15 protein-coding genes are annotated in these 15804 nt (G+C 55.9%); 7 read left to right on the top strand and 8 right to left on the bottom strand.

The window, feature by feature from the left end; translation table 11 throughout:
- Positions 1 to 15: 15 nt before the first annotated feature.
- On the top strand, positions 16 to 279 hold the full coding sequence (locus BBKW_RS06415; RefSeq protein ID WP_197540645.1) for a hypothetical protein: 264 nt from the start codon (positions 16 to 18) through the stop codon (positions 277 to 279).
- A 113-nt stretch (positions 280 to 392) separates the two neighbouring features.
- Here the strand turns inward: BBKW_RS06415 and BBKW_RS06410 are convergent, their stop codons facing one another.
- The 7 genes from BBKW_RS06410 to BBKW_RS06380 all read right to left on the bottom strand — a co-directional run bounded on the left by BBKW_RS06410 (position 393) and on the right by BBKW_RS06380 (position 6599).
- A complete protein-coding gene (locus BBKW_RS06410; protein WP_033500976.1) occupies positions 393 to 1250 on the bottom strand; it encodes a hypothetical protein in 858 nt (285 codons plus the stop codon).
- A gap of 86 nt (positions 1251 to 1336) precedes the next feature.
- Positions 1337 to 2920 (bottom strand): recombinase family protein, encoded by a 1584-nt coding sequence (locus BBKW_RS06405; RefSeq protein WP_033500977.1) that lies wholly within the window; start codon positions 2918 to 2920, stop codon positions 1337 to 1339.
- A complete protein-coding gene (locus BBKW_RS06400; protein ID WP_048349525.1) occupies positions 2920 to 4593 on the bottom strand; it encodes a recombinase family protein in 1674 nt (557 codons plus the stop codon). The genes BBKW_RS06405 and BBKW_RS06400 overlap by 1 nt, the downstream gene beginning before the upstream one ends.
- 9 nt (positions 4594 to 4602) lie before the next feature.
- Positions 4603 to 4824 carry a hypothetical protein gene (locus tag BBKW_RS06395; RefSeq protein WP_033500978.1) on the bottom strand — a complete coding sequence of 74 codons (222 nt, stop codon included), beginning with the start codon at positions 4822 to 4824 and terminating at the stop codon, positions 4603 to 4605.
- The gene (locus BBKW_RS09895) at positions 4821 to 5231 is read right to left on the bottom strand and encodes an RNA polymerase sigma factor (protein WP_051920317.1); all 411 of its coding nucleotides are present in this window, start codon (positions 5229 to 5231) and stop codon (positions 4821 to 4823) included. The genes BBKW_RS06395 and BBKW_RS09895 overlap by 4 nt, the downstream gene beginning before the upstream one ends.
- A 154-nt stretch (positions 5232 to 5385) precedes the next feature.
- Positions 5386 to 6162, bottom strand: coding sequence for an N-acetylmuramoyl-L-alanine amidase (locus BBKW_RS06385; RefSeq protein WP_048349524.1), 777 nt, complete (start codon positions 6160 to 6162; stop codon positions 5386 to 5388).
- Positions 6159 to 6599 carry a phage holin family protein gene (locus BBKW_RS06380; RefSeq protein WP_033500979.1) on the bottom strand — a complete coding sequence of 147 codons (441 nt, stop codon included), beginning with the start codon at positions 6597 to 6599 and terminating at the stop codon, positions 6159 to 6161. The genes BBKW_RS06385 and BBKW_RS06380 overlap by 4 nt, the downstream gene beginning before the upstream one ends.
- A gap of 167 nt (positions 6600 to 6766) precedes the next feature.
- Here BBKW_RS06380 and BBKW_RS06370 point away from each other — a divergent pair.
- The 6 genes from BBKW_RS06370 to BBKW_RS06350 all read left to right on the top strand — a co-directional run bounded on the left by BBKW_RS06370 (position 6767) and on the right by BBKW_RS06350 (position 14234).
- Positions 6767 to 7962 (top strand): IS3 family transposase gene (locus BBKW_RS06370; RefSeq protein ID WP_226557223.1). Its coding sequence is split into 2 segments (ribosomal slippage): positions 6767 to 7049 and positions 7049 to 7962, totalling 1197 coding nucleotides; the frame shifts between segments, so codons are not numbered across the junction.
- Positions 7963 to 8047: 85 nt separating this feature from the next.
- Positions 8048 to 9220, top strand: a complete 1173-nt coding sequence (locus tag BBKW_RS06365) for an N-6 DNA methylase (RefSeq protein WP_034255091.1) — start codon at positions 8048 to 8050, stop codon at positions 9218 to 9220.
- Between the two features lie 83 nt (positions 9221 to 9303).
- On the top strand, positions 9304 to 10575 hold the full coding sequence (locus BBKW_RS06360; RefSeq protein WP_080988827.1) for a site-specific DNA-methyltransferase: 1272 nt from the start codon (positions 9304 to 9306) through the stop codon (positions 10573 to 10575).
- A complete protein-coding gene (locus tag BBKW_RS09890) occupies positions 10512 to 11141 on the top strand; it encodes a hypothetical protein (protein ID WP_052118769.1) in 630 nt (209 codons plus the stop codon). Before BBKW_RS06360 ends, BBKW_RS09890 begins: the two co-directional genes overlap by 64 nt.
- A gap of 2 nt (positions 11142 to 11143) precedes the next feature.
- Complete coding sequence (locus BBKW_RS06355; RefSeq protein WP_033500981.1) at positions 11144 to 13819, top strand: DEAD/DEAH box helicase; 2676 nt, start codon at positions 11144 to 11146, stop codon at positions 13817 to 13819.
- 10 nt (positions 13820 to 13829) lie between these two features.
- A complete protein-coding gene (locus BBKW_RS06350; protein WP_226596877.1) occupies positions 13830 to 14234 on the top strand; it encodes a hypothetical protein in 405 nt (134 codons plus the stop codon).
- Positions 14235 to 14409: 175 nt separating this feature from the next.
- On the opposite strand, the gene BBKW_RS06345 is transcribed toward BBKW_RS06350, so the two are convergent.
- Positions 14410 to 15789 carry a tyrosine-type recombinase/integrase gene (locus BBKW_RS06345; protein WP_033500982.1) on the bottom strand — a complete coding sequence of 460 codons (1380 nt, stop codon included), beginning with the start codon at positions 15787 to 15789 and terminating at the stop codon, positions 14410 to 14412.
- Between the last annotated feature and the right edge of the window lie 15 nt (positions 15790 to 15804).

Raw genomic sequence — 15804 nt, 5'->3', positions numbered from 1 at the left:
CGAGGAGAACGGGTCATGCCGACTTTGGAGTGGATGGGAAAGAACAAGGTGGTCGCATACCACCGTCAAGTGCCGTACCGTGTACTCGAACACGTTCCCGAAAAAAGCGTCATGGATTCTCATGGCTCCGACTGCGGCAACATGGTCATCCATGGGGACAATCTTGAAGCGCTCAAGGCCCTGCTGCCCGAATACGAAGGCAAGGTGGATTGCATCTATATCGAAACTTTCATGCCACAACGGATACAAACGCGCGCCAACTACGATTTAGCCGCCTGATTGGTTCACCCTGAGAAACCGCAGGTCAACGCAAATAACGAAGCCCAGATAGCAATCTCAGACTTCTCGATAAGTAAGAATTGAACCGGAACTAGGTGTAAGCAACCCGCGACCTACTGAAAGTCAAATTCTTTTTCTTGTTCTTCCCCGTCTTCAGACCAACGGATCTTTAGCGTAAGACCTGCCGTACCCATTGCAATTGCGAACGGAATCTTCCATGTAGAGCCAGGGTCAAGCCTTATCGGTCGAGTCTCATCAGTAATGAGCCGAAGCAACCCTTCCTCGGCGCGCCCTTCAAACGTCACCGATTCAGCAGCTTCATCACCAACATTTGTAACCTCAATCCAATGCTTCACATCATGTTTAATGCGGCCTTTTGCATCAACGGATTTTTGAATGCGTTCTTGCTTCGAATCAACCTTGAAACGAATTCCCTTTTGCATGTTTGGGGTTAGCTGCCCTGAAATTTCGAGTTTTTCAATGTCATGCTCTACTGCCGCCCAAATCTGGTTTTCGAGCTGACGAACATCATCAAATTCGCCGAGAAGTCCCTTCTTTTGCAGTTCCTCCTTGAATTGGCGCAACCCTTGAAGCTGTTCAATGTCTACGTCATGCGGCAAAGACGCAGTTGAAAAGTATGGGTGAACAGGTTTTCCATTTGCCAGGGATCGCTCTATTTCCTCAACTGTCCCAGAGACAGCATCGGGTGTTGGTGAGCCTAAATGACTTCCGAAAATCGCGATGATGATATCGGCGTCGTCAACGCCTTGCTCATTGATTAACGCTTGCGGATGCTTTCCAAGCAAAGGAACTGAGCTGCTTTCCCAACGCCAAGGAAGCACGACAATCTGTCGCTTTGCCGCATACCGAAGATTCCACGAGTTTAGAGCGCTTTCTACTGCGTCACGAGCTTCAGGGACATCGGATGGAGATGCTACAAGCACCCTCACAACGGTTGCAGAAAAAGTCATGCATCCAGATTAGATCACGTCAAGGGATCCGGTTCTGATCAGCACCTACTATTTGCGCCCAGCGAAACAAGTCAGGGTGGCCGCTATCACTTGATGGCAACCGCCTGAGTGCTGCCGTCCCTGAATTTGAAAGTCACGATCCCGTCCGCGCTCACGGATGCCGAGTCCAGAACCGTCACGCAAAGGTAAGGGCTGAACTTCAACCCCCCGACCTGAAGGCTGCCCATCTGCCCTTGGTAATAACGGAAAGCCGCCAACTGGTTGTTCATATCCTGGATCTGGGCAAGCACCTCACCATGCTGCACCAGCAGATCCTGATGCAACTTGTGGGCCTTATTGAACTGCCGCTCATACTCGTCCTGATCCTGCGCAACCCGAGCATTGCGTGCAATCAGCTCGTTGAGCTTAGCTGCCGCCTGGTCAATCTGCGCCACCAACCCTGCCGCCTCAAGTTCCAGCTCACTGGTATCCACCGCCCGCAGCAACACCTGCTCAGACTCGAGCTTCTTACGGGACTGCAAGTTCTGGCGAACCGCTTCCACCAGCATCTGCTCCAACCGGTCATTGTCCACGTGCCCGGTAGCGCACCTGGTTTGAGCCTCGTACTTCTGACTGCAACGCCAGATCACTTTCTCGTACTTGCTGCCCGCGTGCCAGGTTTTCGACCCGAAGAAATGACCGCACTCCTCGCACACCAGGGTTGATGAGAAGGGCCGGGTGCGGTGCTGGGTTCGCCTAAACTTAGCCGTCTTGGCAAGCTCTGATTGAACGAAGTCCCACACGGCCGGGCTGATAATCGCCTCGTGGTTACCGGTGACGTAATACTGTGGCACCTCACCCTGGTTGGCTACCTGCCGCTTGGATAGAAAGTCGGCCGTGTAGCTTTTCTGCAAGAGTGCATCGCCCTTGTACTTCTCATTGCTGAGGATGCTGCGCAGCGTGGTGATGCTCCACCGCTTGGTGCCTGCGGCCGTAAAGGTGTCAGGCTCGTTTGTCAGGGTTCGTGCGATTGATCCGATGGACATGCCGTCAAGGAACATGTCGTAGATGCGGCGCACTAAAGCAGCCTGCTCAGGGTTGACGACCAGGTTGCCGTCCTCGCCCTTGTCGTATCCGAGGAACCGTGAGAAAGGCACGGTGACTTTGCCGTCTGCGAAGCGTTTGCGGTGCCCCCAGGTTACGTTTTCACTGATCGAGCGGGCTTCTTCTTGAGCGAGGGAGCTCATGATGGTGATGAGCAGCTCGCCCTTGGCATCAAAAGTCCAGATGTTTTCTTTCTCGAAATAGACCTCCACCCCCTTCTCCTTCAGCGCGCGCACGGTAGTTAGCGAGTCGACGGTGTTACGAGCAAAGCGGCTCACGCTCTTGGTGATGATCAGGTCGATCTTGCCTGCCAGCGCATCAGAGACCATTTGTTGGAAGCCAGCTCGCTTGGTGGTGGACGTGCCGGTGATTCCTTCATCGGTGTAGACCTTCACCAGCTGCCATCCTGCGTGGTTGGTGATGTATTGGGTGTAGTAGTCCACCTGCGCATGGTAGGAGGTGACCTGGTCATCGTGATCGGTGGAAACACGGGCGTATCCTGCGACCCGGCGGGCCTTGGTCTCCGTCAGTGAGGTGCCGGTGTGTAGGGCTCGGGTTGCTGGGATCTGGGTGACCTTGCGGGCCATTAGATCTCACCTGCTTTCATTGCTTCTTCACGCTTGCGCTTTTCACGAGCTCTGGTTTGCCGTGCGATTTCAGCGGTCCTGGCACGGCGCTCTGGAGTCCAGGCGGCCTTGAGCTTTTCACTTTTGCGCTGCTTGGCTTCTTCGGTGATGCCTTCTTGGCATTTGCGAATATGCTCGGCTCTTTCTTCCTCGGTGCGCGCTGCCCACATGGCCTTGCTTCGCTCCGCTTGAGCTTGGCGACGCTCAGGAGTCCAGGCATCACGCATCGACTTCCTTGCTCCATCGCTCAATGGCTTACGTGGTTTGGCTTTCTTCTTGCGTGAGGCGATGGTGCGTTCCCGGTACTCGGGGTCTTGCCACTTTTGCCTTTGAAACTCACCCCATGCTGCCCGGCGTTCAGGTGACCAGGAGCGTTCGCGTCGGTTCGACTTCCATGCCAGTTCAACCTGGCGACCGTCCTTGAAGTTGATGCGGATCTTTTGGTCAGGCAGCATCACCACGGTTTCTACCAGACTCTCGTAAACCTCTGGGTCAAAGACTTCGAGCCCTAGGTGCGGTGCCAGGTGCTCTTCGAGGATTGCTTGAGGGATGTTTTTCGCCGTGCATCGCCTGCCACCAGAGCGTTTGTACCCGTCGCGTTTAGTGCGGCACGACCAGACGTAGTGAATTTCGTGAGCGGTGTTGTATTTGCCTGACCGTGAGAAGCTGCGGCCGCAGATTCCGCACTTCACTGTTGAGGTAAAGCAGGTGGTTGGGATTGACCAGTTGGCTCGCGCGCCGAGTTCACGCCTGCGGGCACGCTCCTGCTGGACCGCTTCGAACAGTTCCTTGCTGATGATGGCCGGGATAGCATCCTCAACCCGATACATGGGTTTCTCGCCCTTGTTCAGTACCGAGTGCTCACCGAAGTGGGGGCTGTGGTGCCTGCCCAAGATCAGGGTGCCGGTGAAGGTTTCTGCTTTGAGCCATGACCGCAGTACCTCAGAGGTAATCGGTTCTCCGCTGCGGCCAAGGATCCCTTCGGCTGCAAAGATTTCTTCCATCCGCTCACAAGAGACCTGTTCAAGGTAGAGCCGGTAAATGCGGCGTACCAGGGCGGCCTCATGTTCGATGATTTCAACATCGGTGCCATCAGGTGAGTTGGTGTATCCGTAGTGACGAAAGCCGTTAGCTAAGCCCTTTTCGAATTGCTTCTCCACCCGCCATTTCACGTTGGCTGATAGCTGCTCTGACTCCGCTTGAGCAAAGGAAGCCAGCAGGGTCAGCATCAGTTCGCCATCACCGGTCATAGAGGAGATGCCTTCCTTTTCGAACCGCACCTCCACTCCCAGGTCTTTGAGTTCACGAACGATTTGCAGCAGGTCTACGGTGTTGCGTGAAAAGCGGGAGATGGACTTGGTGAGGATAATGTCGATCTTGCCTGCCCGCGCCAGGGTCAGTAGTTCTTGGAATTGCGGCCGCTTGGTGGTGGTGCCTGAAATGCCGGAGTCGGCGAATACTCCTGCGAAATTCCAGCCTGGGGTTGAGGTGATGAGTTTTTGGTAGTAACTGATCTGTGTGGAGAGGCTGATGGGTGTGCGTTCGGTTTCCATGCTGATACGGGCGTAGGCAGCGACGTTCAGCACGGTCTTCTTTGCTGTTGGTGGTGGGGCGATTTGCTCCATTCGTTTCATGCTTTTCTCCTAATCAGAGGCGGTTTTTTCTTGTATCCATACATCACTCAAAGCCTCCAGATAGTCAACGAAGCAAGCCCTCTTATGTGCTGCCAGCGGAGCACTCTCAACGTCAATGAGTTGTACTGCCCTCAAAGCCACCACGGGGCTGATGATCTTCAATTCGAGCAGTGTGGTGATTTCTTCGATCTGGCGGTAGACCCTGATTTCTGCTTTCAGATCTGGAATCATCGTTTGCCGCCTTTGGTGCCGAAGTGATGCTGGATGAAGCAGGGGTGACTGCAGTACTTGCGCGGGGCCTTGTTGCTACTGGCGACGGTGACGTGTTGCCCGCAGTTGGCGCAGGTGATGGTTTGGCTGATGAGGGTGCGATGGTGTTTCCACCAGGTGCGGCGGCATTCTTGACTGCAGAACTTGCTGCCTTTGCGCAGGCTGATTTCTCGCCAGCAATGCAGGCACCAGATTCCTTCTGGGTCATCAACCTGCTCTAGTTCTGGGTTGATGGTGATGTTGTTGCGTAGGCAATAGGTTTTAACGCTGTTGGCGTTCAGTTCTAGGTGGCGAGCTATCCGCGCATAGGCCACGCCATGGCTGCGCATCAGGCTGATGGTGGCGCGTTGTTTCTCGGTCAGGGCCATTGCTCTCTCCTCCTTGGGTTGGCGATTAGGTGGTCGCCTATCCGTCCGCGAGAGAAGCCGAAACCGGACAAGGTGGTCGGAGAAAAGCAAAAATGGCCCCGCACCAACCCCCAGTTACGGGGATCGACGCGGGGCCAGAGAGAAAGGATGCTGTTTAGCGGATGCCGAGCTTACGGTTCACCAGATCCTGTACCGGCTGATACAGGTGCCCAAGGCGCCGGCGACGCTCCTCGCCATTGCCGTATTCACCGCGAAGCACCGCGTTGGCTAGTGCATCAAGGTCCGGAGCTGCTGGCGCTGGTGCTTTACCTGCGATGAGTTCGTTCACGCGGCGCTGTACTTCTGCGTAGCGGCTACCTAGGCGGCGTTTGCGTTCCTCACCGTTGCCGTAGCGGCCTGCCAGTACTGCTCGGGCGAGCTCATCAACACTGCCACCAGGAGCAGACGCAGCAGGTGGCTTCGGCGCGGCAGGCACACCACTATTGCCACCCAGGTAAGGTGCGAGCACGGTTGCTGGCGGGTAATAGCGTCCGGGACAAGCGGTAGAGCTCGCGTCCTTATGGCCGATGATACGGAGCTTGCCGTGACGAGACTGAATATCACGAATCAGCGCAGCAATAGTCTGCTTGTCAGCTTCAGAAGCTCGAGGGTTACATTCGATGCCAATAGAGGTCTGGTTGACCGGCCAGTTACCTGCATGCCATGCGGTATCACTCTCAGCAACGAGGCGGGTGACGCGTCCTGCTTCGACAACATAGTGGGCGCTGTTGCGACCGCGGCCAGAGACAAACCAGCCCACGGTTCCGTCAAAGGTCGGGTTCTTAGCTGGGTCATCCCAGTGGTGGATGACGATGGTGGTGATGCGGTTGCCGCCTCGTCCTGGGGTGAAGCAGGCTGCTTGGCGGTGATTCAGGGTGTAGGTGTGGCTCATTGGTTTTCTCCTTCAAGGGTGGGGTTGGTGGGATGGTGTTTGTGGCCGATCAGATCCAGGGCTTCACGAATCCGCGCAGGCACCGGCAAGCCGAGGCGGGTGGCGTTCTCCAGCAGGCTGATGCCTTCGTTGGAGATGTAGAAAAAGATCGTCGCCGTCCGCAGCACCCCGGTATCCCCGAGAACGTGCACGTCGAGGACATTGGCTAGGCCGACGAGGGTGAAGATGATGATCTTGCGGAAGATCCCTTTGAACCCGATAGCGCTTGAGAGGCGCTTCTCGCTGATGGCGGCCATGACGCCTGTGAGGTAGTCGGCGGTGACGAAAGCAACCAGGGCGATGATCAGCCCGTCGATGCCTCCAAACAAATAGCCGGCGATGCCGCCTGCGGTGGTGACGATTGCTTGGGTAGTAACCCAGAGAGGTTTTAAGAACATGGGTGGCTCCTAGAAATGCAGAAAGCCACCCAAGAATCGGATGGCTAAAGAGTTGATGAGGTCAGGTGGGTTATGGCTGGGTTCCGGGAGTGGTCGGACCTGACCCCCGTTAGGTAGACACCTCTGATTCCAGCCAGTGTGGTTGGGAAGGAAGGTAATCTACCACCATGCCCCGCAAGGTTTACACGGAACAGTTCAAGCGCGACGCCGTCGCGATGTTCGAGTCGAACCCGGATACCTCAATGCGCAAGGTCGCAGAAGAACTCGGAATCAATCGCTCGACTTTGGGATGCTGGTACAAGCAATTCGGCACTAACGTCGCCAAGGATGAAGATGCAGCGTCACCCGTAGAAAAGCTTGCTGATGCGGAAAGAATCCGCCAGCTAGAACGCGAAAACAAAAGGCTTCGTGAAGAGCGCGATATTCTGCGTAAGGCCGCGAAGTATTTTGCGGAAGAGACGACCTGGTGATCCGCTTCCAGTTCGTTGACGACAATCTCGCCGACTACTCGGTCAAGCGGATGTGCACAGTCCTGGGGCTAAATCGGTCTTCGTATTACAAGTGGAAGAACTCGGCTCCACGGCGCCGTGCGCGCCTTGTAGATGACGCTGTGGTGGCCGCGGAGATCCAGGCAATTTTCGACGCTGAAAACGGCGTCTGGGGCGCTCGTCGCATCACTGCTGAACTCAACGACCGCAAGCGCGACAACGGCACTACACCTCCGGCTAAGCGCATCAATCGCAAGAGAGTGGCTCGTTTGATGCGGGCCCAGAACCTGTTCGGATTTCAAAAGAAGCGCAGGGTCAAGACCACTGCGCGTGACAAAGGCCGGCGCGTGTTCGCAGACTTGGTGAACCGTGATTTCACAGCCTGTGCTGCCAATCGTGTGTTGGTTGGCGATATTACGTATCTGCCGATCGCAGACGGGGCGAACATGTACTTAGCAACAGTGATTGATTGCTTTTCTCGCAAGCTTGTCGGCTTTGCTATCGCAAATCACATGCGTACCGAACTGGTAGAAGAGGCCCTCGAAAACGCTTCCCACCTGCGAGGAGGTCTTGATGGTGCGATTTTCCACTCGGATCATGGAAGCGTGTATACCTCGTCGCAGTTCCAGGCAACATGCAAGCGCTTGGGCGTTGCCCAGTCGATGGGCGCGGTGGGAACCAGCGCGGATAATTCGCTCGCCGAGTCGTTCAACGCAGCTTTAAAGCGGGAGGTCCTCAAAGATGCGAAGACCTTCGCCAATCAACTGATCTGCCGCAGAGACGTCTTCCGGTGGTGCGTGCGCTACAACACGTGCCGTCGGCACACTTGGTGCGGGTACCAAACTCCCGATGAGTTCGAGTCCCAAGCCGCTTAAGGTCTGATAGGCTTACACCTACTTTTGTTCACCCCACGGTGTCTACTTTCCGGGGGTCGGGCCCCCCGGGGGTCGGGCCCCATTAATGCAGCAACAAGGTCCTGAATTGCTCTTTTTTGAAAGGTGTTTGGATTGGTTAGCTGAAGGAGGGCGGCTAGGCATCATTCTCCCAAAGTCGTTCTTAGACACAACTCAATCGCTTGTTGCTCGACAAATGCTGTTTGAGAAAGCGAAACTTGATGGTGTCGTGACGCTCCATAAGAACTCTTTTCAGCCGGACACAGGCGTCAGAACCTGCATCATTTTCTTAACCAAGAAGACCCAGATCGAATTGGAATCTGAAGAAGCTGATTATCCAATCTTCTTAGCAACTTCGCAAAAAGTAGGACAGGACTCTGAAGGTAAACCGATATTCAAGGTTGCAGATGACGGTACCCTTACCGACAAATTGGACCATGATTTAGACGAAATTGTCAGAGATTTCCAAGCATTTAAGATGGGAGAACTTGTTCCTTCGCAGTACCGCTATTCGGTCCTAAGAAGTGAAATTAATGAGAGGCTAAATATCAACCCTCAATACTATTCACCACACCTGAACGAATCTATTGAGCGAATCCAGGAGTTTGGAGACTCTGACGGGTGGTCAGTGGTTACTCTCGGACAAATTGAGTCCGGCGTAAGCATCTTTAAGGGGCCACGATTGAAGACCGAGAATGTCATTGTTGAAGATCCGACTGATGGCAAAAACGTCGTAGGTTATTTTGTGCCGGGAGCGATGCTTCAGGACAAGAGGGATTCCGCCAAGCTTATTGATCTTTCTCTGGCGTCAAAGAAGCAGTTAAAAGATTTTGACGTCGTAACAGTGCATGAGGGAGATTTGCTTCTAACCCGCTCTGGCACCATTGGGCGCTTAGCATACGTCACAAAACTAATGGATGGCCAAATCGTTTCTGACGACATGATTCGAGTGCGAATTCCTTCAGCCCGAATTCGGTATTATGTCGCCGCATTTCTGTTATCAACGAACGCTAAGCATCAAATGCTAATGAACGAGTATGGGTCTATCCAGCAGCATCTGGAGCCAAGTCATGTGCGTGATATGTTGATTCCTGTTCCACAAGACTGGTCAGATGTATCTGATCTCATTGAGAAAGGAAAGCAATTTATTCTTGCAAAGGAAGCATCTGACTCTGCTGTTTCATCGTTGATGGAAAAAGGGTTTGATTATTTTATTGAACCTTCCTCGGCAAATCAATAAGAACCTATGCGCGTGAAATAGTAATTGGTTCATCAGACAAACAAACCCCTTTCGTTCATTGCCTTGATCGCAATTGTTCGATCATGGTTCTAGTATTCAATGAATACGTAGCCAATGAAACCCCTGGTCGCAGTTCATTTCTGCCCAGGGGTTTCGCGTTATTTCTCCTTTGTCCTTGTATCCATTGTGCCAACTTGTGCGATCCGCCGTATAACACCGGCAACGAAGGCTGGATTTACAACGACAACGTGAACGATCCGCGGATTAGAAAATGGTTCGGTGAGGTCGTCGGCAAGGAGGGAGAGGACTTCTCGCGTCATGACAAGTGGCTGTGCATGATGTATCCGCGGTTGCGGCTGATGCGCATGATGCTCAGGAGAACCGGCGCCATATTTATAAGCATCGATGACAACGAGTGCGCGGCGCTGAAATTCATGTGCGACGAAATCTTCGGAGCCAACTGCTTCCAGGGCGACATCTCCTGGCAGCGCACCTATTCGCCACGCAACGACAAACACGGCATGCCTGCCGAGATTGAACATTTGATGGTCTACAGCGTGAGCCCCGATTGGATGCCGGGACGCTTGGAACGATCACAGGACATGGACTCGAAGTACGCCAATCCCGACGGGGACCGCGCGCCATGGACAAGCAGCGACGGATTCGCACCGAACGCAGCCACGCATCAGGGAATGGTATATGCCATCCAACATCCGTTCACGGGTGATTTGATATACCCGTACAGCGGCGCATGCTGGCGATACGATCAGGAAACAATGCTTGGCACCATGAACGGGTGGTGCGAGTACGAGCTCAAGGACCTGCATGATGCTGCAAAGCGAGCCGAAGTCTGTGGAATTTCGGAAAAAGAAGTTCGCCCAGGCGTTAAAGGTATAGTGTTTTCCTACGATAAGACCAGATCGAAGTCGCGGGCAATGAAGGTGCTCGAACAGGGCCCCTGGCCCAGATACTTCTTCACAAAGAACGGTATGGGCGGCATACGTCGAAAGACTTACCTGACCGACGTCGAGGGCAAATTGCCCACGAATCTGTGGCTTTATGATGATGTCGGTCATACCGACGAGGGCGCGAAGGAACTTAAAGCTATGTTCGGTGGTAGGGCCGTGTTCCAAAATCCAAAGCCCTCACGTTTGATACGTCGGATTCTGCAAATCGTCTGTCCCGAGGACGGATTGGTATTGGATGCGTTCGGAGGTTCTGGCACGACCGCGCAAGCTGTGCTTCAGGACAATGCGGTAAATCAACTAATCGTCGATTCATTCTTATTGAGATGGGTGATTACGCGTCGGATATCACCGCCGAACGCGCTCGGCGCACAATCAGCGGTTACGTAGTCGACAAGAGCCATTCGGAGCGCCTTTATGAAAAGAAACTGACTGCGGCCAATCTCAAGAAATGTGGAGACTTCTACAAGGAGGCCATCGAAGTCGCCAAAAGCGTGCCCAAAGGAAAATACGGCAAGATCGAGGGGCCGAAAATGGATGGATCCGCAATCGTCGTGAATGGTATCACTAACAAGGGAGAACACGTCCCTGGCATTGATTCCGGTTTCTCCTACTACGAACTCGGCTCCGTGATGTTTGACGCCGATGGCGGTCTCAACGCTGACGTGTCCGAGGCTGAGATCCGCAGGTATATCTGGTATTCGGAGACCAAGGCCCCGTATGTCGACATGACCGCCGAACATCCCTACCTGCTCGGCGTACTGGGGGAGACGGTCTACTATCTCGCGTATGAGCCCGACGGAGAGACCACGTTGGGACCGGGACTGCTGAGACAGCTGCCCAGACGCGGCACGCCTACGGTCATATACGCGGACCGGTGCGTGATTGACGACGACAAGTTGAACGAATTGAACGTGGTGTTCAAGCAGATTCCACGACAGATTGCGAGGGTTTGATCATGGAGCTTAAGAAATACCAGAGGCGTGTCCTGGATTGCGTGCGCGACTACGCCAGACTCGTCGATTCCGCCAACGGTAATGGTCGAGAAGCCTATGAAGAATATCTAAACCGGCGCGATCTCCATATCGGTGAGGGACAGGTCCGTAGTTATTCCGCGGACCTCGGGACAGTGCCGAAGGTGTGCGTCAAAGTGCCCACGGGCGGCGGAAAGACGTTCATCGCCGCGAACACGCTCAAGGTGCTGGATGACAATCTTCCTCCGGTGCAGGCAAGGGCCGTGGTGTGGCTTGTGCCGCGCAAGGAGATCCTGCGCCAGACCATCAGGCAATTGCGTGATCCCGCCAACTACCTCCGCATCGCCATAGACCGCGACTTCTCCCACAGGGTCGAAGTGCTCGACAAGGAACAGGGACTTGCCGGCCGCGGTCTCGACGTCTCTTCCGTGAACGACCAGCTGACCATCTTCGTGCTGTCCTACGACTCGTTCAAGAACAAGGAGGGCCGCAAGGCATATCAGGAGAACTCCGCCCTCATGCAGCTGACCAACTATCAGAAGGCGTCCGGCATGGCGGTCGATGTGGAAGGCGCCGACGATACCGCCTTGATCAGTGCGTTGTCCGGTCTGAACCCGATTGTCGTGGTGGACGAGTCCCACCATGCGAAGTCTGATCTGTCCTTGGGAATGCTGCGCAATCTCAATCCTCGGTTCGTTCTCGAATTGACTGCCACGCCATCGTCCAAATCGAATGTGATCGCCAGGGTCTCGGCCCTCGAACTCAAGAAGGAGCAGATGGTCAAACTTCCCGTCATCGTCTACCGTCGCGACGGCAAACGCGAAGTGGTGGAGGACGCCATACTGCTCCAACGGCGCCTGGAACTCATCGCCGGCAGGGAACGGGAGAAGACGGGACGCTACATCCGCCCCATCGTCCTGTTCCAGGCGGAACGCCGGGGAGCCGACGACGCCGAGACCTTCCGCAAGCTCAAGGAGAAGATCGTCAACGCCGGCATCCCCGACGAGCAGATAGCGATACGCACCGGCAACGTGGACGAGCTCAAGGACGTGGATCTCATGTCCGAGGAATGTCCGATACGGTTCATCATCACGGTGGAGGCGCTGAGCGAGGGCTGGGACTGCCCGTTCGCCTATGTCCTGGCAACCGTCGCGAACAAGCAGTCGAAGACCAACGTCGAGCAGATAGTCGGCCGTGTACTCCGCCAACCATACGCGGTCAGGGCGAAGACGCGCGCGTTGAACGTCTCCTACGTGCTCACGTCATCGGCCGACTTCAACGAGACCATAGACCAGGTCGTCGCCGGTCTGAACGGCGCGGGATTCTCCAAGAACGACGTCGTGGCAAGCCAAACGGCAGAGGAATCCAACGATGTCCGGCACATCCAGGACGAACTGGCCGACACTCATGATGGTGATTCCGAAGCGGATGCCGGCCATGAGCATGACGACCTGAACGGAATGGTATTCACCGACGTGGCCTCATCCCTGCCGGAAACAGACACCGAAATCAACGAGCCGGCAGGCCGTGTCGACCAGATCATCGCCGAATCCACAAAGGCCGAAGAGGATTTCGAGCAGCAGGTCGAGGAAACCGGTGACCATGCGTTCGACGAGGAGGACTCGGGACTGGGGGAGGAAGACGCCATGCGTTATTCGATAAGGAACGCCGTCGAAGAAAGCGTCAAGGGGTTGAGACTGCCGCGTTTCATGATCAGACAGCAATCCTCCGGCAGCAACCTCTTCGCGGAACTCGATGACGGAGATGCCGCGGAGCTCGACTCGGCGTCGCTGCTTGAGAACTTCCATGCGGGCAAGTGCCCCACCCAGGGAATCCATTTCAGTCCGCAGGCCATCCGCGATGCGAAACAAATCGACGTCGACGGTGATTCCCATGTGCGCGTCAAATGGATGAGCACGGACCAGATGGCGATGACACGGGCATTGTTCGCGAAGGACGCGACGGACAACAAACGCAAGACAATACGAGACGGTCTGCTCAACGAGACGAGAATCCAGGAGCGGAAACTGTACGGCGACGGCGAACTAAGAAGACTTCTGCGGAACGTCGTCGAAGACATGGACAACGAGCAGCTGAACGACGCATACGACAATCTGGGGGCATACGCCCGCATCGTCAGCGACGAGGTGGACCGCCAGGCGGCAAAGTTCAAACGAGACGAATTCAACAGGCTCAGGGACACCGGCACTGTCTATCTTGATCCATGCTATGAGCTGCCGGCATCATTCACTCTTAGGAAACCGTTCGATTCCCTTCCCAACTCCCTGTACGAGGCGGAGGAAGACGGCATGAACAACCTGGAACGCGACATGGCCGACATGCTCGCCAACACCGACGGCATCCTCTGGTGGCATCGCGTCACGGAAAAACGACACGGGGAGTTCTCCATCAACGGGTTCATCAACCATTATCCCGACTTCTTGGCGATGACCAGGCAGGGAAAGATCCTCGCCATCGAAACCAAGGGCGAGATGCTGAAGAACGACGACAGCCGCGACAAGCTGGAACTCGGCAACATCTGGGCCAACGCGGCCGGCGGCGCATACCGCTACTTCATGGTGTTCGCACACGATCCGCTAGAAGGAACCGGAGCCTATGCCATCGACGAGTTCAGGCAGATTCTCGGACAGATCGGCTAGGAGAGGAACCATGGATGATGAACAGACCGGTTACATGGGCGTGACCAGATGGGTGAGTTTCAGCCATCACGGCGAACCCGAGTCGGGCGAGGCCCGGACCATGGACGACAGAAGCGTGTGGGCGCGCATCGCTGGCCCGGACCCGAAAGGTGACGACGACCGGTGGGTGATGCTCCTGGATCCTGCCGGCGTCGAAGCTGCCGGCGTGGATGACGTGCGGTTCAGCGACGTGACCATGAGCGTGACCGCCGGGGACGCGCTGCCGCTTCCCGATGATGTGAGGGCGAGGTTCGCCAGGACCGACTTCATCCTGGACATGTACGAGAGCGGCGTATACGACCGGGAGGAGGCCGGGGAGAAGCTGTTCGACCATCTCTTCGGCAAGGGTCGTACGGTAATGGATTCCGAGGGCTGAAAACCGGTTTCGTTATCTCGGTTTTTCGGTATTTACCGGTTCCGGTATCGCGGTATCCAGTCGGTTGAAGGCATTGCCTCGCGCTTCGACCGTGGCTGCCTCACGTGTTTAAGCGTTGCCGCTGTACTTGTTGCAACACTTAGACGTGTGAGGCTGTTCCGTTTGATGCCGGTCTTTACCGGTTTTGGTTTTTCGGTAAAACGGTGTCCGGGTCCGTCGGTATTCCGGTATCCCGTTCCAGCAGGATCTTCCTGAGTCTTTCCACTTCGTCCCGGAGCTTGTCGATCTGGCGTTCCTTCTGATCGATGACCGTGCGGATTACGGTCGGATCGTTCGATGGCATGTACCGGTAGGCGAGGAGTTCCACGGTGTCGCGGTGGTGTTCTCTGACGACCCGTTGGTAGCTGTCCACCGCGACGGTGAGGCTGGTGTGTCCGAGGTCGTCCATCGTCTCGCGCATGGTCCCGCCCTCGAGGACGAGCATGGTGGCGTGCGTGGCGCGCAACGAGTGGAAGGTGATGTCGGGTCGTCCGATCTTTTCACGGGCCATGCGGAATGTTCGTTCGATGGTCGTGGGCGGGAGCAGCCAGTCGTCCAGCATGGTCGAGTGGAACAGCATGGTGTCGGGTTTGCGGTCCTTGCAGAACCGGCTGATATGGTCCTCGATGAGTGGGGCGAGCGGTTTCGGGATGGGTACGACCCTTTTGCTGCTTTTGGTCTTGGGCTCGCACAACCGGTATTTGCCCCTGTCGTCGGGGCCGCGGTTGACGGAGCGTCGGACGTGGAGTTGCAGGTTCTCCAGGTCGATGTCCCTGAGTTGCAGTGCGCATACCTCGCCGATGCGCAGTCCGCCTACCAGGAGGGAGAGCCAGAGCGCGAGCCGTTGGTAGTCGGGGAAGAGCGTGGCCAGCCTGTTGATCTCGTCGGCGGTGACCGGCGGCTGGTCACGTCGTTTGGATTGCGGTTTGATGACGCGGTACCGGCACGGGCTCGCGGGGATGAGCGGCGGGGTGCCGTCCGCCTGCTCGGTCGCGGCGGCGAGCATGACCCGTTTGAGCGTTCGCGCCGCCTGCTCGAACGTCCATGCCGTCAGCTCGTCCCTGGCGTTCACGTACCATTCGTCGACCATCTGGCGGGTGATGCGGTCGAGCGGTGTGTCGCCGAACGCCTCGTTGAGCCGGCGTAGCACGATCTCGTTGCACCGGTTGGACCGGCCGGATAGCTTGCTGCCGTCCGGTTTGCGGTATCCGTCGAAATAGTCTTTGGAGTATTCCCTGAATGTGGGCATTGTGCCCGCGCCTCGCTGCGATGGGTGAACCCATTGGCGGATGCCTTTGTTGTGGAGCGTGACGAGGTAGTGCTCCTCGTCGAGCCACTTATAGGCCTCCGTCTCGTATTCCAGACCGAAGTTCCGGCCGACCTTCTTGGGCGGATCGAGCGGGTTGACGTATCGCGCCTGGAAACTGGTCGGGTTGCCGTCCGTGTCCCTGCGGACGATCACCGATCCCCATTTCCTGCGTTTTCTCGATGGTGGCCTGTTCTCCGTGTCCTTCATTGACTTTCCCCTTTT

The sequence above is a fragment of the Bifidobacterium catenulatum subsp. kashiwanohense JCM 15439 = DSM 21854 genome (assembly GCF_001042615.1).
Classification (GTDB): Bacteria; Actinomycetota; Actinomycetes; order Actinomycetales; family Bifidobacteriaceae; genus Bifidobacterium; species Bifidobacterium catenulatum.
Note: the sequence above shows the minus strand (reverse complement) of the source record. Positions and strands in the feature narration are given on the sequence as shown.